Source organism: Lactobacillus gallinarum, from assembly GCF_002160635.1.
In the GTDB taxonomy this organism is placed as follows: domain Bacteria; phylum Bacillota; class Bacilli; order Lactobacillales; family Lactobacillaceae; genus Lactobacillus; species Lactobacillus gallinarum.
In genome coordinates, this window is record NZ_NFKZ01000027.1 from 1 (window position 1) to 25,405 (window position 25,405).

24 protein-coding genes and 2 pseudogenes are annotated in these 25,405 nt (G+C 37.6%); 20 read left to right on the forward strand and 6 right to left on the reverse strand.

The features are described from left to right. Positions 1-413, reverse strand: a pseudogene (locus B5E95_RS08160) (IS4 family transposase); the annotation flags it as partial. A gap of 224 nt (positions 414-637) precedes the next feature. On the opposite strand from B5E95_RS08160, the gene B5E95_RS08165 reads away from it, so the two are divergent. The 5 genes from B5E95_RS08165 to B5E95_RS08185 all read left to right on the forward strand — a co-directional run bounded on the left by B5E95_RS08165 (position 638) and on the right by B5E95_RS08185 (position 4,408). After that, positions 638-997 carry a hypothetical protein gene (locus B5E95_RS08165; RefSeq protein WP_013438734.1) on the forward strand — a complete coding sequence of 120 codons (360 nt, stop codon included), beginning with the start codon at positions 638-640 and terminating at the stop codon, positions 995-997. A gap of 84 nt (positions 998-1,081) precedes the next feature. After that, the gene (locus B5E95_RS08170; RefSeq protein WP_087176590.1) at positions 1,082-1,582 is read left to right on the forward strand and encodes a hypothetical protein; all 501 of its coding nucleotides are present in this window, start codon (positions 1,082-1,084) and stop codon (positions 1,580-1,582) included. Positions 1,583-1,834: 252 nt separating this feature from the next. Continuing rightward, positions 1,835-2,476, forward strand: coding sequence for a hypothetical protein (locus B5E95_RS08175; RefSeq protein WP_087176591.1), 642 nt, complete (start codon positions 1,835-1,837; stop codon positions 2,474-2,476). A gap of 98 nt (positions 2,477-2,574) precedes the next feature. Next, positions 2,575-3,495, forward strand: coding sequence for a DMT family transporter (locus tag B5E95_RS08180; protein ID WP_087176592.1), 921 nt, complete (start codon positions 2,575-2,577; stop codon positions 3,493-3,495). Then, entirely contained in the window at positions 3,488-4,408 is a 921-nt protein-coding gene (locus tag B5E95_RS08185; RefSeq protein WP_087176593.1) for an EamA family transporter, read from the forward strand. The genes B5E95_RS08180 and B5E95_RS08185 overlap by 8 nt, the downstream gene beginning before the upstream one ends. A gap of 12 nt (positions 4,409-4,420) precedes the next feature. On the opposite strand, the gene B5E95_RS10785 is transcribed toward B5E95_RS08185, so the two are convergent. Next, positions 4,421-4,777 carry an ABC transporter substrate-binding protein gene (locus B5E95_RS10785; RefSeq protein ID WP_201873872.1) on the reverse strand — a complete coding sequence of 119 codons (357 nt, stop codon included), beginning with the start codon at positions 4,775-4,777 and terminating at the stop codon, positions 4,421-4,423. A gap of 226 nt (positions 4,778-5,003) precedes the next feature. Between B5E95_RS10785 and B5E95_RS08195 the strand changes: the two genes are divergently transcribed. Further along, positions 5,004-5,489 carry a C40 family peptidase gene (locus B5E95_RS08195; RefSeq protein WP_087176594.1) on the forward strand — a complete coding sequence of 162 codons (486 nt, stop codon included), beginning with the start codon at positions 5,004-5,006 and terminating at the stop codon, positions 5,487-5,489. Between the two features lie 46 nt (positions 5,490-5,535). Here the strand turns inward: B5E95_RS08195 and B5E95_RS08200 are convergent, their stop codons facing one another. The 4 genes from B5E95_RS08200 to thiD all read right to left on the reverse strand — a co-directional run bounded on the left by B5E95_RS08200 (position 5,536) and on the right by thiD (position 8,494). Next, positions 5,536-6,222, reverse strand: a complete 687-nt coding sequence (locus B5E95_RS08200) for a type 1 glutamine amidotransferase (protein ID WP_087176611.1) — start codon at positions 6,220-6,222, stop codon at positions 5,536-5,538. Positions 6,223-6,300: 78 nt separating this feature from the next. Then, entirely contained in the window at positions 6,301-6,513 is a 213-nt protein-coding gene (locus B5E95_RS08205; RefSeq protein WP_087176595.1) for a hypothetical protein, read from the reverse strand. A gap of 32 nt (positions 6,514-6,545) precedes the next feature. Further along, a complete protein-coding gene (locus B5E95_RS08210; RefSeq protein ID WP_087176596.1) occupies positions 6,546-7,541 on the reverse strand; it encodes an SEC10/PgrA surface exclusion domain-containing protein in 996 nt (331 codons plus the stop codon). 134 nt (positions 7,542-7,675) lie between these two features. Continuing rightward, positions 7,676-8,494: a bifunctional hydroxymethylpyrimidine kinase/phosphomethylpyrimidine kinase gene (gene thiD / locus B5E95_RS08215; RefSeq protein WP_374048229.1), complete on the reverse strand. Its 819-nt coding sequence runs from the start codon at positions 8,492-8,494 to the stop codon at positions 7,676-7,678. 119 nt (positions 8,495-8,613) lie between these two features. Here thiD and glpK point away from each other — a divergent pair, with 119 nt between their 5' ends. The 14 genes and pseudogenes from glpK to B5E95_RS11130 form a co-directional block, all read left to right on the forward strand. Then, the gene (gene glpK / locus B5E95_RS08220; RefSeq protein ID WP_087176597.1) at positions 8,614-10,113 is read left to right on the forward strand and encodes a glycerol kinase GlpK; all 1,500 of its coding nucleotides are present in this window, start codon (positions 8,614-8,616) and stop codon (positions 10,111-10,113) included. Between the two features lie 55 nt (positions 10,114-10,168). Next, positions 10,169-10,942 carry a tyrosine-protein phosphatase gene (locus tag B5E95_RS08225; RefSeq protein ID WP_087176598.1) on the forward strand — a complete coding sequence of 258 codons (774 nt, stop codon included), beginning with the start codon at positions 10,169-10,171 and terminating at the stop codon, positions 10,940-10,942. A 7-nt stretch (positions 10,943-10,949) separates the two neighbouring features. Next, on the forward strand, positions 10,950-11,900 hold the full coding sequence (locus B5E95_RS08230; RefSeq protein ID WP_087176599.1) for a LacI family DNA-binding transcriptional regulator: 951 nt from the start codon (positions 10,950-10,952) through the stop codon (positions 11,898-11,900). 133 nt (positions 11,901-12,033) lie between these two features. Then, positions 12,034-13,212: an acetate/propionate family kinase gene (locus B5E95_RS08235; RefSeq protein ID WP_087176600.1), complete on the forward strand. Its 1,179-nt coding sequence runs from the start codon at positions 12,034-12,036 to the stop codon at positions 13,210-13,212. A gap of 120 nt (positions 13,213-13,332) precedes the next feature. After that, positions 13,333-14,994: an alpha-glucosidase gene (locus B5E95_RS08240; protein WP_087176601.1), complete on the forward strand. Its 1,662-nt coding sequence runs from the start codon at positions 13,333-13,335 to the stop codon at positions 14,992-14,994. 3 nt (positions 14,995-14,997) lie between these two features. Then, positions 14,998-16,719, forward strand: coding sequence for a glycoside hydrolase family 13 protein (locus B5E95_RS08245; RefSeq protein WP_087236181.1), 1,722 nt, complete (start codon positions 14,998-15,000; stop codon positions 16,717-16,719). A gap of 173 nt (positions 16,720-16,892) precedes the next feature. Then, positions 16,893-19,157: a glycoside hydrolase family 65 protein gene (locus B5E95_RS08250; RefSeq protein ID WP_087176603.1), complete on the forward strand. Its 2,265-nt coding sequence runs from the start codon at positions 16,893-16,895 to the stop codon at positions 19,155-19,157. After that, entirely contained in the window at positions 19,150-19,812 is a 663-nt protein-coding gene (gene pgmB / locus B5E95_RS08255) for a beta-phosphoglucomutase (protein ID WP_025006267.1), read from the forward strand. The genes B5E95_RS08250 and pgmB overlap by 8 nt, the downstream gene beginning before the upstream one ends. Before the next feature lie 22 nt (positions 19,813-19,834). Beyond that, positions 19,835-20,941 (forward strand): ABC transporter ATP-binding protein, encoded by a 1,107-nt coding sequence (locus B5E95_RS08260; protein ID WP_087176604.1) that lies wholly within the window; start codon positions 19,835-19,837, stop codon positions 20,939-20,941. A gap of 90 nt (positions 20,942-21,031) precedes the next feature. Next, positions 21,032-22,258: an extracellular solute-binding protein gene (locus tag B5E95_RS08265; protein ID WP_087176605.1), complete on the forward strand. Its 1,227-nt coding sequence runs from the start codon at positions 21,032-21,034 to the stop codon at positions 22,256-22,258. Positions 22,259-22,336: 78 nt separating this feature from the next. Further along, complete coding sequence (locus B5E95_RS08270; RefSeq protein ID WP_087176606.1) at positions 22,337-23,695, forward strand: carbohydrate ABC transporter permease; 1,359 nt, start codon at positions 22,337-22,339, stop codon at positions 23,693-23,695. Between the two features lie 2 nt (positions 23,696-23,697). Continuing rightward, positions 23,698-24,555: a sugar ABC transporter permease gene (locus tag B5E95_RS08275; RefSeq protein ID WP_025006263.1), complete on the forward strand. Its 858-nt coding sequence runs from the start codon at positions 23,698-23,700 to the stop codon at positions 24,553-24,555. 114 nt (positions 24,556-24,669) lie between these two features. Beyond that, entirely contained in the window at positions 24,670-25,326 is a 657-nt protein-coding gene (locus tag B5E95_RS08280; RefSeq protein WP_087236183.1) for a helix-turn-helix domain-containing protein, read from the forward strand. Positions 25,327-25,334: 8 nt separating this feature from the next. Beyond that, positions 25,335-25,405, forward strand: a pseudogene (locus tag B5E95_RS11130) (IS607 family transposase); the annotation flags it as partial.

Below are 25,405 nucleotides of genomic sequence, written 5' to 3' on the forward strand. Positions count from 1 at the left end.
GCTTGTACAATGTTATTCGATTTCGGATTCCAGATTTGATTAAAGTCAGAGCCATCAATGGCAAACAAACGGTAGTGATGATCAAAAAGTTGAATATTAAATAGATTTTGATTAAAAACAGTCAGAATATGTTTAAAACAAGCAGGAGAAAGCTGGCTTTTGCGTTGAACATAGGCAGAAGTACTAACTACTTTATCGTTCTTTTTAGTTGCATCTTTGCCAAAAGCTCTAAAGAGTTCACTGTTTAAATTCTGACCTTGCATGTTAATTGTAGTTTTAAGGACTGTCGCTGCATCTAAAGTGCGTTTCCTGGTAAAAGCATGAGGATTATTAATAAAATCGTGAATATGATCCCCAGTATTATTGATAATTTGATCAAGACGTTCTAGAATATTCTTATGAAGGGCTTTCATAATTAACACCAGCTTTCTGGCAATAATTTTGAAGGTTTAAAATATATAAGATAGGCGAAAAGGCAGGTCTTTTCGCCTTTATTTTATACAAAAAAAGAGATCGGATCCAAATGATTCGATCTCTAAAAAAGCACCCTTAATTGTCAATGTCTTAACTTAATGACATTGGAGAAATTCCAAGCGCTTTTTTGGTACAATGGGAACATGTTAGAGGGGAAATACTTATGAAAAAATTTGGTTCATTTGTTGTTAGATTAATCGTATTGCTTGCTGGTATTGCCCTAGCGGGTTTTCTTGTTTGGCAGTTATTCACTGATGCCACTTTACTTGACGTAGATGTTCAAACTAAAGGTCCAGTTATTGTCGTAATCTACAGTTTGATTGCATTAATTTCATTAGGTGCTGGAGCTAGTTTCTTTACAGATAAAAATTTAGGCTCAACTATTTTCTTGGGAGCAGTTTTAACAGTAATTGCTCTAATTCTCTGGGTGCAAAATCAAGATTTAGCTAATATTTATCGTTGGTACTTTATTTATGGATTGCTAGTTTCAGTGTTGAGTCCATTTTTTAGAAAAGAAGACTAAATTTCAAAAAAATTTTACGCCTTTTTTGCGTAATAAATAGTAGAGGGGAAAAACTCTACTATTTTTTTGGAATGAGGTTTTATTATGTTAAACAACGAACTGTCGGCAGAGATGGTGGACCATTTAACCGCTGGAATTTTGAAGAAGTATAATGATAAATTACTTTCTGCGGTGCAGCGATTGTTTCCAGAGCTTGATATCAAAGAAGTGCAATCGCTTGATGACGTGAACAGAAATGCTTTGGGAGAACGAGCAGTGGTTCACGTAATCGCACGGGATGCAAAACGCAGCAAGTATGGTTTGATAATCCAAGTAGGTTCACAACGAGCAGGTGAAAACATTCTTGAAGTGGCTAATGGCTATCAGGAAGAAATTATCTTCGGTAGATTGGATTGCCCTGAAGAAGAATTCAAGGCAGCTTATGTTGTGTTTTTATGCCGTGAAGATCCATTTGGTAAAGGAAAATTTCGTTATGAATATTTTGGCGGTAAGTATGATAACCGAACTGGAAAGACTACACCAGCACCTAATGTAATTTTCTTCAATTTAGATAATGAAGATGAAGAAATTTTTTATAAAATATAGCTATGAATTTGTTTAAGAAACACAATTAGAACAAAATGAGAATAAATATCGAGCTATCAGATGTATATATCTGGATTTAAATACTTAAATTAAGTTATTAAAAATGTATATATAGTTGAAAATAACACGTATAAAAGGCGAAAATATAGGGATTTTACGCCTTTTTATTTTTTAGAAAAAATGATGGACAAATCGAAAAGAAGGAATATAATTCTAGTTAAATTAGACAAGGGATTAAAAAAGAGTGAGAATATGAATGGACAAATGGACGACCACATGAACAAGCAAGAACTTAATCATTGGTTACATAGTCGTAAATGGAAGAGAATATTGTTGACCTCAGAATTCGTTTATGTAGTAATTTTGATGTTGACACTAGTTTTTAACTTTTCTGTTTTCATGCATTTAGTAGTATTTCAAGGGATAGCAATTTTCATTTATTTATTAGTCGGTTGGATCTTCGATAAAGGTGATTCAGCTGTCAGCTTTAAAAAGCGTGATACATTATGGGAAACGATCACTAGCATTCGTCTTAATCGTTTATTCTTTATCAGATTTTTCGAAATAGTTACTTTCTGGGTAAACGTAGCAGCAGATATTGCATTTGGACGTAAACTCTGGGACGATATTTTGAATGCACCATTAAAAATCCAACACGCGACTACGCTTGAGAATGCGTCACTTTACGGCGATTTTGCTTGTGTAATCTTGCTAGCAATAGTCTTTATTGCTATTATTGTTGCAAATAAAAAGACGATGCGTGTTTCTGCGATTTTAGCAATAGTATTTTTACTCGCAGTTTTACTTATCCAGCATGAGATGTTGGTTCCTGTCATTATAGGAATTATTGGTAGTGTTAGTGCAATCGTGCTTTCCTTACAAGCTAAACTGTAAAAATTTAAAATGAATAAAAAATTAACGGACTAGTTCAAGCTAGTCCGTTTTTGTTATGATATAGGTTGCTAGTTTAGTATAGTTGAGGGTTAAGAAGAATGGTTACACAAAAACAACGTCGTCTTTGGGCATTTTTGGCTGCCCTAGCCTGTGTTATGTGGGGAATCTCAGGTTTATTTGCCAAGAGCTTATTTAATACGAGTCCGTCCATCACGCCAATGTGGCTTTCACAAATCAGAATGGTCACATCTGGTATTATCTTGTTGATCGTAGCTGGATTTTTAAAGCAAAAGCCAATCGCTACGATGAAGAATAAACATGATGCTTGGGTAATTATTGCTTACGGTATTTTTGGTTTATTACCTGTGCAATTATTTTACTTTATCGTTGTGCAACAATCTAACGCTTCAATTGCCACAATTTTACAGTTCATCGGTCCATTTTTCGTAATGGCATATTTAGCCTTTACGCATAAACAAGTAATGCGCCGGATTGATGTGATTGCAGCGATCTGTGCCTTTATTGGGGTTGTTTTGCTTGCAACACATGGCCGTTTTAATCACTTTGCCATTACGCCAAGCGTTTTATTCTGGGGCTTGCTCTCAGCCGGTGGTGTAGCAACTAATACCTTGATTCCGATCGGCGTTTTAAAACGCGTTTCAAGCTTAGTCGTTACAGGTTGGGGCCTTTTATCTGCGGGAATATGCTTGATAATCGTTCACCCACAGATGCCACATATTCCTAATACACCACACGTTTGGCTTGATGTGGCTACCGTTATTGTGATTGGTACTTTGATTCCATTCCAGTTGATGACTAATTCATTGCGTTTCATCAAGGCATCTACTGCAAGTTTGCTTGATGCATTTGAACCATTCTCTGCAACGGTAGGTTCAGTTTTATGCTTTGGCTTGGTTATGGCACCAATGGACTGGATCGGTTCAATCTTAGTTGTTTTAGCTGCAATGGCTTTGAATATTTCTCCAAGAAAGAAAAAGGGAAAATTGAATAATGATTGATCCAAAAACACGTAGACTGTGGACTTTTCTGGCAGCCTTAGCCGCTGTCATGTGGGGAATCTCCGGTCTTTTTGCTAAAGGTTTATTCAATATTAGTGCTAAAATAACGCCGATGTGGTTGACCCAAATTCGGTTGATTATTTCAGGAATCGTACTTCTGCTTTTGGCAGGAGCCTTAAAGCAACAGCCACTTGCTACATTAAAGAATAAGCATGATGCGTTAGTAATTTTCGCTTACGGAATCTTCGGATTATTGCCCGTGCAATTATTCTATTTCATGTGTATTCAGGTAGCTAACGCTTCGATCGCTACTATCTTACAATTCATCGGCCCATTTTTCGTATTAGGATATTTGGCTTTTACTCATAAGCAAGTTATGCGTAGGTTGGATATCTTGGCTGCGATTGCGGCTTTCATCGGTGTCTTTTTGCTGTCAACGCACGGACAATTTGATCATTTGGCCATTACGCCGGTCGCATTATTCTGGGGTCTGCTTTCAGCAGTAGGTGAAGCAACATATACTCTGATTCCAGTTAATATTGTTAAAAGAGTATCCAGCATGGTGGTGACTGGCTGGGGGATGCTGTTTGCAGGAATCAGTTTGGTGATTATCCATCCGCAATTCCAAGCTATTCCTAATAAGCCAGCTGTTTGGTTATATACCAGTGCCGTAATTATCATTGGAACGATTATCCCATTTCAGATTATGGCTAACGCCTTGCGTTACGTTATTCCATCCACAGCCAGCTTGCTTGATGCATTTGAACCGTTCTCCGCAACGGTAGGCTCAGTTCTCTGTTTTGGTTTAGTTATGATGCCAATGGACTGGGTAGGTTCAATTCTGGTTGTGCTAGCAGCTATGGCTTTGAACTTAACACCAAAACAGCAAAAGAAACATAAAGTACATGAATAAAAAAGAGAGGTTTTAATCGACCTCTCTTTTTTTGAAATAAATTAAATTAGTTAAACAGACAAGTAATGTAATAATACCGTAAATAATAAAAATTACGATGATTAAGGCAAGAGATGAAAACTCAATCCAAAAGAAGACGGAAACCGAGATTAAGATGCCTGCTAGGATGATAGTTACCAGATTCAGCTTCTTGAATTGTAAGGTGATTCCTGAAGCAAAGGTGCAGGCGGTTGCGATAGATAGGCAGACTAGGTCGATCATTGATGGGGCATAGTTCGCTAAATCACGGAATTCTGAGACCAAAGAAAGCCCCAGAATTAAGGCGATAAGTATTAAAAAATGTCGTGCATAACTGTCTATTTTCTCCATATTGTTTGTTCAACTCCTGTAATCAATGTTAATAGCATATAGAAAAGTGAAAAATTTTTCAAGTTGAGCAAAAAGATATAGGCGTTTTCTTATCAAAATTACAAAATAAGACATTTCCTGTAATTTTGCTTAATTTGATAGTATTACTTTTAAAACATAGTTGTAATATTTCTCAGGTAATATATAAAGCGTCGAAAGATAAAAAGTAATTAAGGAGAAATGTCAATTGAGTTTTAGACGTAATTTAGTTAAGTTTGCCGCAGTTTTATCAGTATTCTTTACAGGAATTTCATTTATTAATGTTCCTAACCAAACACAAACTGTGCACGCAGCAGAGCAAAGCACTACAGAAAAACGTGAAGCAGTTGCTGGTCTTGCTAAAAAGCAAGTAGGTAAGCGTTACGTTTACGGCGCTACTGGCCCTTCAGCCTTTGACTGCTCTGGCTTAGCTCAATACGTTTATAAAAAAGCCGCTAAAAAGACATTACCAAGAACTACTTATGGTCAAGTTACTAAGGGTAAAAAGGTTTCGTTAAGCCATCTTAAAAAAGGCGACTTATTATTCTGGGGTTCAGCTTCAGCTCCTTACCACGTTGGTATTTATGTTGGTAATGGACAATATGTGCATGCTGCAACTCCTAGTCAAGGGGTGAGAAAGCAGGCTATCAGTGCCTACTTTTATCCCTCAGCTGCTAAACGTGTTTTAAATTAATTTGATAATGAAAAAGCCCAGTCAGAAATTCTGACTGGGTCATTTTTTATTCTGTGACTTTTTTGGCTTCACTAACACGTTCTTGATGCCAAGCGATAATCATTTTCATGATGGCATTAGCAACATTAGTATTTTTAAGTAGTGGGCCATGTGAGTATGAACCGATGAAGTTACGGTAGCGCAGGCCTTCAACGTGGTCTTGTGGGTTGTTGCCGTAGCCTTCGATCATGTCGCCGAGGGGATGCAACTTGTCTTTGTTGTCGAAGTAAGTTTGACCTGAGTGGTTTTCAAAAGCCTTAACTTCACCCCATTCGGTCATGTAACGAGTATCACCGATCATTCTCTTGTCTGACTTGAAGACAGTATGCAATGGCAAAATGCCCAAACCAGGAATCGTTACACCAGAATTTGTCTTGTAGTAGTCCCCCATTAATTGGTAACCACCACAGATGCAGAGCATTGGCTTGTCACTGTTGATGTATTTTTCAAGCGTTTCTTTGTGTCTTGGCAAATCTTTAGCAACCACAGTTTGTTCGAAGTCTTGGCCACCACCGAAGAATACGAAGTCGTAGTCAAAAGCGTTGAAGTCGTCACCAAGTGAAATGTTATCAACTTGTGTGTCATAGCCTTCACGCTTAAGCAAAAAACGAAGAATTTTAACATCGCCGGAATCACCGTAGGTGTTCATCAAGTCTTCGTAAAGATATGCAATTTTGATTAATTTATCGCTCATTTTATCGCTCATTTTATCGTCCCTTATTTGCTTAGAAATTCATGTCCTTAGTATAACCTAAATCGATTTAGATGTGCGTTAAAAGGTTTTAAAATATAGGTTAATTAATGAATTAAGTTTTTTAACGATAATGTAAATTAACGTAGTTGCAACAATGCTAGAAATTACCACAAGCCATTCAGTAGAATCGATTGGGTTATGTGTCAGCAGCTTGCAACCGATGAAACCAATTTGATAAATCAGATTGCAGAAGTAGACTATGTTAAAAATAGTTTTAAGTGTAATCTTCATTTTGAATTCGCTATATTTTTAAAGCTTGCTTACTAAGGCAAGAAGATAAAGTGAGTAACGTACATGTCATCTGCAGCCTTAGTATATGAAACAGCGACTCTGCTCAATTCACCGCCATCGGTTCCAGCAATACTTGCAGCATGATGCCATTCCCAGCTAATAGTGTTGAAAAGGTAAGCCATGATGCTGTTGTAGACGAATTCCTTAATTTCAGTCATGTTCTTAGGCTTAGTATATTGGCAATCCATATCTTCAGCCCAACCGCCATATGAATCTAAAGCTCGGTGCAAGCCATCAACGTCATGACCAGCATCGTAGGAATAATGATCATGGTTATATTCACTTGCTACTCTGTCGGCAGCAGCTAAAACTTCATCATCTGTGCTGACACTAGGTGCACCAAGAGCAGCTCTAGCTTCATTAATTAATTCAACGGCAAAATCGTTTAGGCGCTTTTTTTGATCATTGGTTAAATGATAGAAGTTAACTTTTTCTTTATCGTCGGCTGGTGATTCTGCGATAAAGATATTAGAATCCATGCCTTCTTCAGTGGCTTTTTTTAATTTATCAGTAGCATGATCAGTTTGATCCGCTTGAGCCACGTCTTCTAACTTGTAATCTATCGGCATGACCATTTCATTTTTTCCATAAAGCTTAAAAGATATAGGAACGATATCTACGCTGTGATCAGGATAGGTGACTTTGATCTTGGCATCTCCAGATGAATATGAATCAGGTTGATTGATTTCTGGTTTCTTCTTCCAAGAGTAGTGCGTACCTTTGGGTAATTTGCCAGTATTAATTAATGACTTAGCATCAGGTAAACTACTTTGACCAATAATGTAGGCGGGATGCTTCTTGAGCAGGCGTGGACGATATTTAGCAGCTTGACGTTTTTTATGGTGTTTTTTCTTAGTTTTAGCAGCTAATAAAACTTGTGGTTGATTAATACTAGTGTTGATTAGAGCATCACTACCTACTGCTAGTATTGTAGCTGTAGCGAGGCCTAGTAATAATTTGTTTTTCATTCAAACTCCCTTTTCTTAACAATTATGATTAATTGAATACAATTTAAAATTACTACCAAATTGAGTTTGATTCAATATTATTTGTTTTTTAACTGTAAAGCGTAAATAGACTAATAAGAAAAAACGCGACGTTTTTATTCTACTTTATCTTCCGCAGCCCAATGATTAATTGGTCCCCATTTAGAACCAACGTTGATAGGGTGGGAGATAGCCTCATAAGTAAAATCTTTACCGATTTTAACTGCATCAATAATTGATTTACCTTTAGCAAGTTCTGCCGTAATTACAGCAGATAAAGTGTCACCAGTACCGTTTACGCGATCAGTCTTGAATTGCGGCTTGGTAAATTCATGGAAGCTGCCATCTTCAGTAAGCAAGATGTCGGTAACTTCAGCTTGATCGGCATCGTGTCTGCCTTTCATCAAAACATTTTTAGCACCCATTTCTTGCAACTTTTTAGCACCGGCATGAATTTCTTCCTTATTCTCCAGTTTCATCCCTGTAAGTTTTTGCTGTTCATAAAAGTTAGGAGTAATCACATCAGCTAATGGTAAAAGTCGATCTAAGAAGGTTTGGTAAGCATTGTCATCAAGCAAAGTTGCACCATGTTTAGTAATAATTACTGGATCAAGCACGATTTTACCCATGTCATATTTTTCAAGATTATCAGCTACACAATCGATGATTTCTTTGTTGGCAAGCATCCCCGTCTTGGCAGCACTAATCTTAAAGTCATCATTCAATACATCAAATTGTTTTTGAATAAATTCAACGGGCATAATCTGCTGCGCAAAAATACCGGTAGTATTGCCTGCTACAGCGGCCGTCATTAAGCCCATTCCGTAAACATCGCGGTCATAGAATGCATGCAAATCTGCTGGCATTCCTGCACTACCGTCACTATCATTTCCTGCAATAGTTACTGCAATTTTTGGATCTTTAATCAATTTCATACACCTCTTAGTCTTAATATTATGAAAATTATAACGTAGTTAAGAACAGAATCGCTAGAATCTGCATAGAAAAAACAGTAAACTTATAAGAAAGCGCTTTTGTAGAAAAGAGATTTAAAATGGCTGAGCAATATATTTTATCAATTGATGAGGGAACTACTTCAACCAGAGCTATTTTATTTGACCATAATGGTAAAAAAGTAGCTTCTGCTCAAAAAGAAATACCTCAATATTTTCCAGAACCAGGTTGGGTAGAGCATGATGCTCATCAAATTTGGATGGCAGTACAAACGACAATTGCCAATGCCTTTATAAATTCTGGTATTTGGCCTAGTCAAATTGCAGCTATCGGTATTACTAATCAGCGTGAAACGACTGTTGTATGGGATAAGGATACTGGCAATCCTATTTATCATGCGATTGTCTGGCAATCACGTCAGACGACTAAATTAGCGGAAAAGCTTAAAAACGACGGTTATAGTGAAGAGATTAGAGAAAAGACAGGTTTAATTATTGACCCATATTTTAGTGCAACTAAGATTCGTTGGATTTTGGACCATGTTCCTGGCGCACAAGAAAAGGCGGAACAAGGCAAACTTTTATTTGGCACTATTGATAGTTGGTTAGTATGGAAATTAACTAATGGGCAAAAACATGTAACTGATTATACTAATGCTGCAAGAACCATGCTGTTTAACATTCATACCCTCAAATGGGATGATGATATTTTAAAGTTGTTAAACATTCCTAAACAGATGTTGCCAGAAGTGCGTTCTAATTCAGAAATTTATGGTGAAACTGCAGATTGCATGTTCTTTGGTGGCACGGTGTCAATTGCAGGAATGGCAGGTGACCAACAAGCTGCTTTATTTGGACAATTAGCTCTAAAGCCAGGCATGGTAAAGAATACCTATGGTACTGGTGCTTTCATCGTGATGAATACCGGTGAAAAGCCAACTGACTCTAACAATAATTTACTGACTACTATTGGTTATGGCATTAATGGCAAAATCACCTATGCCTTGGAAGGATCAATTTTTGTAGCAGGTAGTGCAATCCAATGGCTACGCGACTCAATGAAGTTGATTAAGCATGCACCGGATTCTGAACAGGCAGCTTACGAATCAACTTCTGAAAATGAAGTTTATGTTGTGCCAGCATTTACGGGGCTGGGTGCACCTTATTGGGATGCGGAAGCGCGAGGATCAATTTTCGGTGTTACACGTGGAACAACAGATAAGGATATTATCAAAGCCACGTTGCAATCCCTTGCTTATCAAACTCGTGATGTTGTTGATACGATGCAAAAAGACTCTGGTATTAAGATCCCGAACCTGCGAGTTGATGGCGGCGCAAGTAACAACAACTATTTAATGCAGTTCCAGGCAGATATTTTAAATATCAAGATCGAACGGGCTAAAACACTAGAAACTACTAGTTTGGGCGCCGCATTTTTGGCAGGTCTTGCCGTTGATTATTGGAAAAATACGGATGAGTTAAAGCATATTTTCAAGATTGGGCAAGCCTTTGAGCCTAAGATGTATGAAGCAGAAAGAAATAAACTATATTCAGGCTGGCAGCGTGCAATCAAGGCAACGCAAGTTTTTGCACATGATTAGTGATGTATAATAAAATATAATATATTAATACTTTTGCAAAGAAAGGGTAAGCAAAATGGAGCATGATAGAATACTTGCTTTAGATGGACCGCTTAATTTTAGAGATATCGGCGGTTATAAGAATGATAAAGGTCAACATGTAAAGTGGAATAAAATATATCGTTCTGATTCGCTTAGCTCTTTATCTGATGAAGATGAGCAAAAGCTAGCTGATCGCCGGATTACAGTTGATATCGATTTACGTTCAAAGTATGAGCAAAACACAGCTCCAGATAGGCAATGGCCTAATGTGCGTTACGTGGATGCGCATATTTATTCTGAAAACCGTAAGGAAAACAAGGGTGACAATAAGCTTTACCGTTTCATTCATCATATTCCCGACATGGGTGATAACTATTTGGGTGAAATATATCAACAAGTTTTGCTCAATACTCATAGCCAGCATATGTTTGCCAAGATTTTTGCGGAGCTGATTGAGCTTCCAGAAGAAGATGCCTTGGTTTATCACTGTAGTGCAGGGAAAGACAGAACTGGTATGACGTCAGCTCTGATTTTGACTGCTCTTGGCGTAGATGATGATACGATTGCGCAAGACTATTTGTTGACGAATGAACTGTACAATTTTGCATTAGCCAAGCAATACCCTGATGATAATCAGATTGCAAAAATGGTTTCTAAAATGAACCTGACCAAAGGTGAAGGACCAGCTATCCGCGGCATTACCGAAACTATCCGTAAAGGCTGGGGCAGTTTTGATAACTTCTTCAAAAAAGAGCTTGGTTTTAGTCAAAAAGATCTAAATAGATTTAGAAAGATGTACTTAGAATAGGAATAAAATGACAACTTTATCTGATGTAGCTAAAGAAGCAAACGTCTCCAAAATGACGGTATCACGGGTAATCAACCACCCAGAGCAAGTAACGCCAGAGTTGCGAGTAATAGTTGAAAAGGCGATGGAAGATTTAAATTACCATCCTAATTCAATTGCCCAAGCTTTAGTTAATAATCGTACTAATGTAGTCAAATTTGTTACTTTAGAAGATATTGATACAACCGAGCCATATTACATAAACTTGCTTTTTGGCTTTGCTCGAGGATTGAATACTAAGCAATACGCCATGCAGTTAGTAACTGATCCCAGCCAAATTGAAAAAGGTCGTGCCGATGGTTATTTGATTACAGGTGCGCGGAATAAAGATTATGATATGTTCGATAAGCTGGATAAGCCATTCGTATTATTTGGTGAAAATCACCGCGGATATGATTTTGTTGATACAGATAATCAAACTGCCGAGAAGATGGCAACACAGTATGCATTGGATCGCTTATATAAGCGCATTATTTTTATCGGAATTGATATTAAAGAGCCATTTGAGTATTCGCGTGAAGCTGGTTATATCAATACTTTGCAACAGCACCAATTAATTCCGCAGATTTATCGGGTTTCTAACCACAGTCATGCCGCCCAAGATGTGATTCATGAGCATTTTAAAGGGTTTAAAAAAGATACTTGTTTTGTCTGTGCTAGTGATCGAATTGCGGTAGGCGTTGTCCGGCAGCTGCAAGCTGAGGGCGCTCGGATTCCGGAAGATTTTGGTGTGATTGGCTTTGACGGTGTCTTTTTGGACCAAGTTTCTAATCCTAAGTTAACTACAATTAAGCAGCCTATTTTTAAGATGGGTGAAATGCTAGCAAGTATGTTATTGCAAAAAATTGCTCAATCTGGTTCCCCACAAGGTGAAGTTATGCTTAAGCCAGAATTGATTAGACGAGAGACTACTAGATAATAAAATCGCATTGATTTTCACATCGATGTGATTTTTTAATTTCAAAATTTTTCCATCTCTGCAATGAAAGCGCTATACTTAAAAATAAGAGATAAGTTATAGATACATCGAATAAAACAGAGGTCACGATATTATGAAAAAAGTTTTAGCAATCAATTCTGGTAGTTCTTCTTTTAAATATAAGCTCTTTTCTTTTCCTAGCGAAGAAGTAATTGCAAAAGGCGGAGCAGAACGTGTAGGTATGCCAAATTCGATTTTTAAAATAAAATTGGCTAACGGTAACGAATATATTAAAAATATGTCGATTCCTACGCAAAGGGATGCAGTAAGCTTATTGATTGACTGTTTAAAGAAATATCATGTTGTAGAGAAATTAAGTGAAATTAAAGGAGTAGGGCACCGAATCGTTAACGGTGGAGAAGTATTTCCTAATTCTGTAGTCATTGATAATCATAATTTACACAAACTTGAACGGATTGCTCAATTAGCACCTTTGCATAATGGTCCTGAAACAGAAGGAATTAAAGCTTTTATGAGTATTCTGCCTAACGTTCGACAGGTTGCCGTTTTTGATACGGCATATCACCACACTCTTGATGCTGTTCATTATTTATATTCTATTCCGTACAAGTATTATAAGGATTACGCAGTGCGTAAATATGGTGCACATGGCACTTCTGTACGTTATGTTGCCCCTCGTGCCGCTAAGATGATGCATAAAAATATTAACATCGCTCGTTTAATTGTTTGCCATTTAGGATCAGGTTCATCAATCACTGCAGTTAAGAATGGCAAATCATATGATACTTCGATGGGCTTTAGTCCATTAACTGGGGTGACGATGGGGACTCGAAGCGGTGACTTTGATCCATCGGCTTTGCAATACTTGATGCATAAGACTGGTATGGATATTGATCAAGCAATTGATATGTTGAATCAAGAATCAGGGTTGTTAGGTATTTCAGGCGTTTCATCAGATATGCGTGATTTGATTGAAAGTGATGAACCAAGAGCCAAGTTAGCTCGTCGTATTTACATTAATCGGGTAGTTCGCTATGTTGGTGCTTATGCTGCAGAAATGGATGGTGTAGACGGTATTGTCTTTACGGCCGGTATTGGTGAACATGATCCCGGAATTCGTGCAGGCATTATGTCTTCTTTGAAATATTTAGGCTTAAAGGCTGACTTTGAAGCTAACAGAACTGATGGTGAAAAATTTATTTCAAAGCCAGATTCTAAAGTTAAAGCTTTGATTGTACCAACTAATGAGGAAGTAATGATCGCTCGTGAAGTCATTAAACTTACGAGATAATAAATAATAATTAAAAGATAAAGCATATCGCAAGATATGCTTTTTTGATACCGGTAACATCTCTATACATATTGAAAACGGTTTCTTATATCAACTAAACTATGCATGGAGGAAAAAATTATGGCACATTGGTATGATCACGCAATTATTTATCAAATTTATCCTAAGTCTTTTCAAGATAGTAATGATGACGGTATTGGCGACCTAAATGGTATTCGGAAGAGAATACCATACTTGCAAAATTTAGGGGTTAATGCCGTTTGGCTTAATCCTATTTTTGTTTCACCACAAGTAGATAATGGCTATGATGTTTCAAACTATTTTGCTATTGATCCACATATGGGAACAATGGAAGACATGGAGAACTTAATTAAAGAACTTCATGAAGCTGGCATTCATCTTATTATGGATTTTGTCTTAAATCACACTTCAGATCAGCATCCATGGTTCCAAGATGCAATTAAGAATCCTGATAGTCTGTATCGTGATTATTACATTTTTGCAGGTCATGATGGCAAGCGCCCTAACAATTGGGGGAGTTTCTTTGGTGGCAGCGTTTGGGAGCCTGATCCAGCAGGAACTGGTCAATCATATTTCCATTTGTTTGATAAGCGTATGCCGGACCTTAATTGGAAAAATCCTGAAGTGCGCCACGCCATGCTTGAAGTAGCCGAATTTTGGCTAAAAAAGGGGATTGATGGTCTGCGGCTTGATGCGTTTATTCATATTGGCAAAGCAGATTTGAGACAAAATTATCCTAATAAAGCTGGTGATGACAAACCGGTTATTGCCGAACCATTTTTTGCCAACTTGCCTCAAGTTCAGGAATGGATGCGGCCGTTTTGTGAAAAGATTAAGCAAGATTATCCAGACGCCTTGCTATTAGGCGAAGCTGCAAGTGCAAGCGTAAATTTGGCCGTTGATTACACTAATAAGCGTAATCATTTGATGGATAGTGTTATAACTTTTCGTTACTTTACTGATGATGAGTCAAAAGTAGATAAGCGCTATCCTGAGCAATATCAACCTAAGGGTATTGATTTTACGGCCTTTAAGCAAAATCAAGTTGTTTGGCAACAGACCTTAGCAGGTGTTTCTCAGCCAACTCTTTACTGGAATAATCATGACATGGCTAGACTGGCTACCAGAGTGGCGAAGACGCCAACCCAAGCTAAAAGTTTGGCTATCTTGATGTATTTGCAGCACGGGATTCCAGTTATCTATTATGGCGAAGAATTAGGCTTAAAGAATTTGCATTTTACTAGTGTTGATCAATTTGAAGATCAGACGGTGGCACCATGGATTAAAAAAGCAGAACAGGCAGGTATCAGTAGAGAAGATGCAATGACGATGGTAAGTGAAACGCATAAGTTGCCAGCTCGCGGTCCAATGCCGTGGAATGACACTAAAAATTATGGTTTTACTGAAGGAACTCCTTGGATTAACGGGATTGTTGAAAAACATGTTTCAGTTGCTAGTGAAGTAAATTCAGATATTAGCATGTTTACTTTTTATAAAAAGATGATCGCCCTTAAAAAAGAAAGATTATTCCAAGATGGCGACTACTATATGCTTCCAACTGATAAAAATAGTTATATTTACCAGCGTGATTTAAGCGATGAGAGTGCAATCGTGGCAGTTTCATTAAGCAATGAAAAGATTACAGTAGAGATTCCACAAGGATATATGGAAGAAAAATTAAAAGCAGGAGAATATCAATTAACTAACGGGAAATTAACTTTGATGCCTTATGCAGGTGTTGTGTTGAAAAAGGAGAATTAAAACATGCAATTAGCAGCATTAAAACACAGAACTGAAAGTGAAGACAGCTTTGTAATTGATGCGACTCATGTTCGTGTTCGTTTTCATAGCGCAAAGAATGATATTGAAAAAGTTATTGTGCATTATTGCGATAACTATTTACCATTGAACCAAGCTAAAACCATTGAAATGACTAAGATTGGTGAAGGTCAAGTTGAGGATCACTGGGGAGCTACCCTTGAAGCACCATTTCACCGTTTAAAGTATACTTTTGAAGTAATTGGTAACGATGGCACCAGCGTTGTTGTAGGTGACAGAGCAATCAGCAGCGATGTAGAGACAGCCTTAATGGAAGATGGCTCATATTTTAAGGTTCCATATTGCCATGATATTGATATGGTTAAAACACCGGAATGGGTTAGACATACCGTGTGGTATCAGATTTTCCCAGAACGCTTTGCCAATGGTGATAAATCTAATGATCCTAAAAATATGAAGTCTTGGAATCCCGAAGATCATCCTGGTCGAGAAGACTTTTATGGTGGTGACTTGCAAGGGGTATTAGACCATTTGGATTATTTGAAAAAACTTGGAGTAAATGGCTTATACTTCTGTCCTGTTTTTAAAGCAAGCTCCAACCATAAATATGACACGATTGATTATTTGCAAATCGATCCAGAATTTGGTGATAAAGACTTGTTTGCCAAAGTAGTTAATGAGGCCCATGCACGTGGCATGAAAGTCATGCTGGATGCGGTATTTAACCACTTAGGTGATCAATCAATGCAGTGGCAAGACGTGGTTAAAAATGGTCCAAGTTCTCGTTTTGCTAACTGGTTCCACATTAATGAGTATCCAGTTGAACCGTACCATGATCCATTGCAAGGTGAAGGAAATCCGCAGTTTGATACTTTCGCATTTGAAAAGCACATGCCTAAATTAAATACTGCTAACCCTGAAGTACAAGATTTCTTGCTTGAGATAGCTACGTACTGGGTGAAGTATTTTGATATTGATGCTTGGCGCTTGGATGTTGCCAACGAGGTAGATCATCATTTCTGGAAGAAGTTCCATAAGGCAGTAACTGATATCAAGCCAGACTTTTACATTGTTGGTGAAGTTTGGCACTCAGCTCGTCCATGGCTTAATGGGGATGAATTTACTGGCGTTATGAATTATCCATATACTTTGCAAATTGAAGATCATTTCTTTAAGCATAAATTGACGGCTGATCAAATGACTAAGCGTTTAACTGATCAACTCATGAAGTATCGTGATTCAACTAATGCAGCGATGATGAATATGCTTGATTCACATGATACTGCCAGAATTTTAACAGTGGCTAATGGCGACCAAGACTTGGCTTTGCAGGCATTAACCTTTGAATTTGTGCAAAAAGGCAGTCCATGTATTTACTACGGTACTGAAATGGGAATGACAGGTGGCAATGATCCAGATTGTCGTAAACCAATGGATTGGTCAAAGGAAGATGGTCCTGTTTGGCAAAGAGTTCATGAATTGATTAAGTTCCGTTTAGATCATGATGAAACCTTCGGTAAAGGGACAATTAAGTTACATGTAACAGAAAATGGCCTGATTGAGGTAGATAGAAACGGAATGGAATCTGTTAAAGCGTACTTTAACACCACGGATCATAATGTAAAAATTGATTGTAAAAATTCATTTAGTCAAGATTATCAAAATGGAGTATTAGCTCCAAAAGGCTTTGTAATCACGGTTGATTAAAAATTACTTTTAATAAGTGTACGAAAAGAGGATAGATTAAGAACTATCTTCTTTTTTTATTAACAAATTCTGATACCGGTAACAATGGTTTTGATATTGTAAACCGCTTTCAATTTAAGGATAATGAAAGCGTAAACAAAAGAGCACTTAATTTTGTGGGAGATATAAAGTATATGAAACGAATTTTTGAAATTAATCCTTGGAAGGTCATTACTCATAATTTCGATCCAGAAAATAAACGATTACAGGAAAGCATGACTGCAATCGGTAATGATTATATGGGTATGAGAGGAAACTTTGAAGAAGGCTATTCTGGTGATAGCTTACAAGGTACATATCTTGCAGGTGTTTGGTTCCCAGATAAGACTCGTGTGGGTTGGTGGAAGAACGGATATCCTAAATATTTCGGTAAAACACCTAACGCACCAAGCTTTATTGGCATTGGCATTACCATTAATGGTGAAAAACTAGACTTAGCCAAAGTCAAATTTGATGACTTTGAATTATCTCTTGATATGCATCAAGGCCTTCTTACAAGAAGTTTTATTTACGAAGGAAAAGATGCCAAAGTTAAATTTGAATTTAAGCGTTTCCTTCATATCGTTCAAAAAGAAGCTGCTCTGATTCAAGTAAAGGCTACAGTGCTTGAAGGTCACGCTAAGATTGATTTTGATTCTACATTAGATGGCACAGTTGTTAATGAAGATAGTAACTATGATGAACGTTTCTGGTTGCCACTAGGTGAAGATGAAAAAGCTAGAACAATTCAAGTCAAGACTAAAGAAAATCCTTATGATGTTCCTCAATTCACTGTTTTGCTTAAGCAAAGCTTGCGTCACAACGGTGAAATTGTTCAAGGCGATGTCTCAACTGAAAGTGCGAAGTTAAGTGAAAAGCTATCAGTTGAATTAGTTGAAAATGAAAGTTATGAACTTGAAAAAGATGTCATTGTAGTAACTAGCCGTGACGTTAAGGATCAAGATCAAGCCGATGTAGCAAATGACTTGATGAAGAAACTTCAATCTAAGTCATTTGACGAAAACTTAGCTGATCATGAAGCTGTATGGAAGAAGCGTTGGGACAAATCAGATGTTGTTATTGCAGGTGATGATGCCGCTCAACAAGGTATTCGCTTTAACATTTGTCAATTGTTTATGACTTACTACGGTGAAGATGAACGCTTAAACGTAGGTCCTAAAGGCTTTACCGGTGAAAAATACGGTGGTGCTACTTACTGGGACACAGAAGCTTACATCGTTCCAATGTACTTATGTGTAACTGATCCAAGCGTTACAAGAGCACTTCTTCAATATCGTCACGATCAATTACCAGGTGCTTACCACAACGCTAAAGAGCAAGGCTTACCAGGTGCATTGTTCCCAATGGTTACATTTAACGGAATTGAATGTCACAACGAATGGGAAATTACTTTTGAAGAAATTCACCGTAACGCAGATATTCCACACGCAATCGCTATGTACACTGATTACACTGGTGATGATAGTTACGTTAAGAACGAAGGTATGGACGTCTTAGTTGGAACTGCTAGATTCTGGGCAGCCAGAGTTCACTGGTCCAAGTGGCGTAACAAGTACGTTATGCACGGTGTAACCGGTCCTAACGAATACGAAAACAACGTTAACAACAACTGGTTCACTAACACCATGGCAAGATGGCTTCTGCAATACACATTGAAGCGTTTGCCACTTGCTACAAAGGAAGCTCAAGAAAGAGTACACGTCACTGAAGAAGAAAAAGAAAAGTGGCAAGACATCGTTGATAAGATGTACCTTCCAGAAGATAAGGAACGCGGCATCTTCTTACAACAAGATGACTTCTTAGACAAAGACATTCGTCCAGTTAGTGAAATTGAAGATCAACGTCCAATTAACCAACACTGGTCATGGGACAAGATCTTGAGATCACCATTTATTAAACAAGCCGATGTTTTACAAGGTATCTACTTCTTAAATGATCAATACACCAAGGAAGAAAAGGAAAAGAACTTCGACTTCTATGAACCATTAACAGTTCACGAAAGTTCACTGTCACCATGTATTCACTCAATTTTGGCTGCAGAACTTGGCAAGCAAAAGAAGGCCGTTGAGCTTTATGAAAGAACTGCTCGCTTAGACCTTGATAACTATAACAACGATACGGTTGATGGTTTGCACATCACCTCAATGAGTGGTTCATGGCTTGCAATTGTTCAAGGTTTCGCAGGGATGCGTTATGATCATGATCAATTGAAATTTGATCCATTTGTTCCTGATAAGTGGGATCACTATGGCTTTAAGATTAACTACCGCGGTCGCTTGATTGAAGTTTATGTAGATCATAAGGAAACTAAGATTACTTTACATAAAGGTGAAGACTTAGATGTTGTAGTTAAGGGAAAGAAATTTACTCTTAAAGAAGGTGAAACCCAGAATGCTTAAAGGATTATTGTTTGATTTAGATGGTGTTTTAACCAATTCAGCTAAGTTTCACTTAACAGCTTGGAACAACTTGGCAAAAGAATTAGGCATTACTTTAAACGATGCTCAACTTGATAGCTTACGTGGTATTTCAAGAATGGATTCATTGGAATTGATTCTGAAATATGGTGGTCAAGAAGATAAATATACTGAAGCTGAAAAAGAAAAATTCGCTGCAGAAAAGAATTCCAAGTTCGTTGAGCAAGTTGAAACAATGACACCAAAGGATATCTTGCCAGGAATTCCAGAACTTTTGGCAGATGCTAAAAAGCAAAACCTTAAGATGGTAATTGCTTCAGCTTCTAAGAATGCACCTAAGATTTTGACCAGATTAGGCATTATGGATGAATTCGATGGCATCGTTGATCCTGCCACATTGCATCACGGTAAGCCAGATCCTGAAATTTATGAAAAAGCACAAGAAATTGCAGGGCTTAAGGCTGATGAAGTAATTAGTTTTGAAGATGCTAAAGCTGGTGTGGAATCAATTAAAGCCGCTGGTCAATTTGCAGTTGGTATTGGTGATAAGGAACTTTTAAAAGAAGCTGACTACATCGTACCAACAACTGCAGATTTGAAACTTAGTGAGATTGAAAAAGTTTTTAATGAAAAATAAAAGTTAGAGAGTAGGGAAAACAATGGTTGAGGTTGATTTAAACCATATTTACAAAAAGTATCAAGGTAATGATAAATATTCTGTAAATGACTTTGACTTACATATTAAAGATAAGGAATTCATCGTTTTCGTTGGTCCATCAGGTTGTGGTAAGTCAACTACATTAAGAATGGTCGCAGGACTTGAAGACATCAGTAAAGGTACTTTGGAAATTGATCACAAGGTAATGAATGATGTTGCTCCAAAAGACAGACACATTGCGATGGTTTTCCAGAACTATGCTTTGTATCCACATATGACTATTTACGACAACATGGCTTTCGGACTTAAGCTTCGTCACACGCCTAAAGCTGAAATCGATGAAAAAGTTAAGAAAGCCGCTAAGATGTTGGGCCTTGAAGAATATTTGGATAAAAAACCAGGTGCTTTATCAGGTGGTCAACGTCAGCGTGTAGCCTTAGGACGTGCAATCGTTCGTGCAGCTCCTATTTTCTTAATGGACGAACCATTATCAAACTTGGATGCGAAATTACGTGTAACGATGCGTACCGAAATTGCTAAGCTTCACCAAGAGTTGGGTACTACAACTATTTATGTTACTCACGACCAGACTGAAGCTATGACCTTGGCTGACAGAGTTGTTGTTATGTCTGTTGGTCGAGTAGAGCAAATCGGTACCCCACTTGAGGTTTACAACAAGCCAGTTAACATGTTCGTTGCTGGATTCATTGGTTCTCCTCAAATGAACTTCTTCGACGTTCACTATAAGGACGGTCGAATTTCAGATGGTAAAGGTTTGAACATCGGTATTCCTCAAGGTAAAGCTAAGATGCTTAACGAGAAAGGATATAACGATAAAGATCTTGTCTTTGGTATTCGTCCAGAAGACATTCACTCAGAAGAAGCATTTATGGAAACTTGGCCAGATTCAGTAATTGAATCAAACGTTGTTGTTTCAGAACTTCTGGGTGCAACCATTCAACTTCACCAAGAAGTTGATGGAACTGAATTTACTGCAATTGTAAATTCACGTGATTATCACAAGCCTGGTGACAAAGTAAAGATGGGCTTCGATGTTAACAAGGCTCACTTCTTTGATAAAGACAGCACCAAGGCAATCGTTAACTAATTTAATTTATTAAAGCTTACAACCATAAGTAGCAAAGGCTACTGTTGTTAAGAATTATTTATTGTTTTGATTTTTTTAGGAGGAAAAGTTATGAAAATTTGGAAGAAAATGGCTTTAGGTAGTGCCGCTGTTCTTGCAGCAATGTCACTTGCAGCATGTTCAAACGGTTCATCAGATTCATCAAGTAGTAATAACTCTAGCTCAAAGAAAGCTAACTTAACTCTTTGGGTAGATACTGAACAAGTTCCTTACTACAAGCAAATTGCAAAGGACTTTACTAAGAAGAATAAGAACATCAAGGTTCGTGTTGTTCAAAGTCCTAACGGTTCAGCTAACGCTAAGACTGACGTTGGTAAGGACCCATCAAAGGCTGCTGATGTATTTGAAGTTCCTAACGACCAATTAGGTCAAATGGCTGAAGCTGGTTACATTAACCCACTTTCACCAGAAGCAACTAAAGACATCAAGGCAAACTACATTGATGTTGCTTCAAAGGGTGTAACTTGGAAGGGCAAGGTTTACGCATTCCCATACGCACAACAAGCACAAACCATTTACTACAACAAGTCTAAGCTTTCAGCAAACGACGTTAAGGACTGGAAGACTTTAACCTCTAAGGGTGTTGTAGCTACTGACTTTACTAACGCTTACGTAATGTGGCCAGTAATGTTCTCAGCAGGTACAAAGCTTTACGGCGCTAACGGTGAAGACCTTAAGGGTTCAACATTTGACTCACAAAATGGTGTTAACGCATTGAAGTGGTACGCAGCTCAAAAGAACAATAAGGGCGTAATGCAAACTTCAAACGCTTTGAACCAATTAAAGAAGGGTCACGCACAAGCTATTCTTGATGGTCCATGGAACGCAGCTAACATTAAGAAGATCTTAGGTAAGGATTTCGCAGTTGCTAAGTATCCTAAGATTGAAGTTGGTGGCAAGAGCGTACAAATGGAAGCATTCCTTGGTATCGAAGGCTTCGCAGTTAACTCACACACTAAGAACGCTAAAGCTGCTTCAGATTTAGCTGCTTACATTACTAACAAGAAGGCTCAATTGATCGCCCACAAAGAAGCTGGTCAAATCCCAGTACTTAAGAGTGCTGTAAACTCAAGTGCAGTTAAGAGTGATCCAGTTGCTGAAGCTGTAATTGAAATGGCTAAACCAGGTAACTCAGTATTACAACCTAAGCTTCCACAAATGGCAACATTCTGGAATGAATCAGCTCCACTTATCAGTGGTACTTACGACGGCAAGATTAAGCCTTCACAATACAAGGCAAAGCTTGCTAAGTTGCAAAAAGATATTTCTAAGAAATAATTTTAAATAGTATTTCTTAAAGCATAAGCAAAGGTTGGCCGTTAATTCCAACCTTTTTGCCTAAGAAGGGGAGAAGTTATGTTTCTAAAGAAAAAGCATGTAGCTCCTAAAGCAACATATCGCGAAGTATGGTCTAAAGGCGATATTGCTACCAAGTTATCATTCTTCATTATGGGTAGTAATGCCTTAGCCAACAAGCAATGGGTTAAAGGTCTTGCATTATTAATCTCTGAAATTGTATTCATTGTTTGGTTTATCTTTAGTGGTATCTCAACTTTAGGTATCCTGGCTACATTAGGTCCGATTAAGAGCAAAAAAGTTGTCTATGACGCTGCTCAGGGTGTGTATATCACGAAACAGCCTTCAAACTCAGTTTTGATTTTGCTGTTCGGTGTTTTAGCAATCATCTTGTGTATAGCAATGATTTATCTTTACATTGTTAATTTAAGATCTACTAGACACAATTACATTTTGAAACGTGATGGTGAACATATTCCAACCAATGTTCAGGAACTTAAGAGTTTGCTTGATACACGTTTACATGCAACTTTAATGGTTATTCCATTATTGGGTATCCTATTCTTCACAGTTTTGCCAACGGTCTTCATGATTTCAATGGCATTTACTAACTATGATCGTCAGCACCCAATCGCCTTTTCTTGGACAGGGTTCCAAGCATTCGGTAATGTGTTGAGTGGTGACTTAGCTGGTACTTTCTTCCCAGTATTGGGCTGGACCTTGATTTGGGCCGTAGCTGCAACTGCTACTACTTTCTTCTTTGGTGTTTTGCTTGCAATGTTGATTGAATCCAAAGGCATTAAGTATAAGGCCTTTTGGAGAACAGTCTTTGTAATTATTTGGGCTGTTCCTCAATTTGTTTCACTTTTGATGATGGCTCAGTTCTTAGACTACCAAGGTGCTTTGAACAACATTTTGATGAACTTACACTGGATTAGTTCGCCAATTCACTTCATTGATAACCAAGCTTCTCCATTAGTAGCTAGAATCACCGTTATCCTTGTTAATATGTGGATCGGTATCCCAGTTTCAATGTTGGTTTCAACTGCAATTATTCAAAACTTGCCAGAAGATCAAATTGAAGCTGCCAAGATCGATGGTGCCAACGCTGCACAAATTTTCCGCTCAATCACTTTCCCACAAATTCTATTCGTTATGGCACCTTCACTTATTCAACAATTCATTGGTAACATCAACAACTTCAACGTTATCTTCTTGCTGACGGGTGGTGCACCAATGAACAGTAAGTATAACGGAGCCGGGTCGACTGACTTGCTGGTAACGTGGCTGTATAACTTGACGTTCGGTCAGGAACAGCGTTATAACGCGTCAGCTGTACTAGGTATCTTAATCTTCATTATTAGTGCGGTCGTCTCGCTGATTGCATATCGCCACACTAACGCTTATAAGGAGGGCTAGACATGAAGTCATATTCAAATCAAAGACGGCTCTCATTAATCTTTCGGTATATCCTCTTAGCATTACTTGCTATTATCTGGATTTTACCAATTGTGTGGATCGTCTTAGCAAGTTTTTCATACAATGATACTGGATTCGTTTCGACCTTCTGGCCAGAACAATTCACGTTGCAGAACTATGTTGGTATTTTTACTAATCCGCAATACCCATTCGGTAACTGGATCATTAACACATTAATTGTTTCTCTTCTCTCGATGGTTATTTCGACATTCTTAACTATTTCAGTTGCCTATGTTCTGTCACGACTTCGCTTTAAGTTTAGAAAACCATTTTTGCAAATTGCTTTGGTTTTAGGGATGTTCCCAGGCTTCATGTCTATGATCGCTTTGTACTACATCTTAAAAGGCTTGAACATGTTAAACCTCTTCGGTTTGTTACTTGTTTATGTTGGTGGTGCCGGACTTGGCTTCTACGTTGCTAAAGGTTTCTTTGATACTATTCCTAGATCAATTGACGAAGCTGCTGAAATTGATGGTGCTACTAAGTGGCAAGTGTTCTTACACATTGGTTTGCCACTTTCAAAGCCAATGATCGTTTACACTGCTTTGACTGCATTCATCGCTCCATGGACAGACTTCATTTTCTCAGGTATTATTCTTTCAACTTCAGGAAATGCTAAGACTTATACTGTTGCTTATGGTTTGTACAACATGGTGCACACAGCCAAAGGTAATGCGACTGCATACTTCGCACAATTCGTTGCAGGGTGTGTAATCATCGCGATCCCTATTACTATCTTGTTTGTCTTCATGCAGAAGTTCTACGTTAACGGAATTACTGCTGGTGCAGATAAGGGTTAAGGTAAATTTAAAATTGCTTATGCTAAAAAACGCTTTGCTTTCGGGCAAGGCGTTTTTGTATGGAGAGAAAATTAAAAAGATAGTATAGTTGAAGTTAAATTGGAGGGATGAAAGATGACTATCGGTGAAGCGTTAAAACACCAAAGAATTCGTCTAGGATTGACACAAGATGAAATGATCCAAGGAATTATTCATAAAAGTCATTATTCTAAGATTGAACGAGGAATAGAAGGAATTTCTGCAGAAAGTTTATTTAAAATCTTGTTTGCACACCATATCGATGTAGACAGTTTTTTGGAGCTAATTAAAAACGAGTATATTTCAGAAAATGAGAAAAGAGCTGAAGAACTTGAAAATAAGGTAAGGATAGCTTTTAATACCTCTGATAAAAATGAAATAGAAAATTGTTTGCAAGAAGTGCTTAAATTGCCAGGTAATAAGGTGTTTAAGTATAGAATCATTGTAGCTATAGCAGCTTTTCGAGGACAATTAGATGAATTAAGTGTAGGAATAAAAGAGGATATAATAAAAGAATTTACAAGGCATGATACTTGGTTAGGAGATATTGATGCACTAAGATTATTTGGTAACTGCATGCAAGTCTTCACTGAAAAACAATTAAATAATTGTATAAGTCAAATATTAAAACAATATTCAAATAATAATGCCTCAGAAAGAATGATCGAGAGTTTCAACAAGTTTAAAAATATATGTGTAATTGTGTTTCTTAAGTGTTATAAAGTGTGTTATAATCTCGCTACAAGGTGGTGAGATTTTTTATGTCTAGAATTATGTATTTAAAAGAAGCTGCTGCCTATCTTGGCAAAGCGCCGTTCACTCTTCAAAGCTG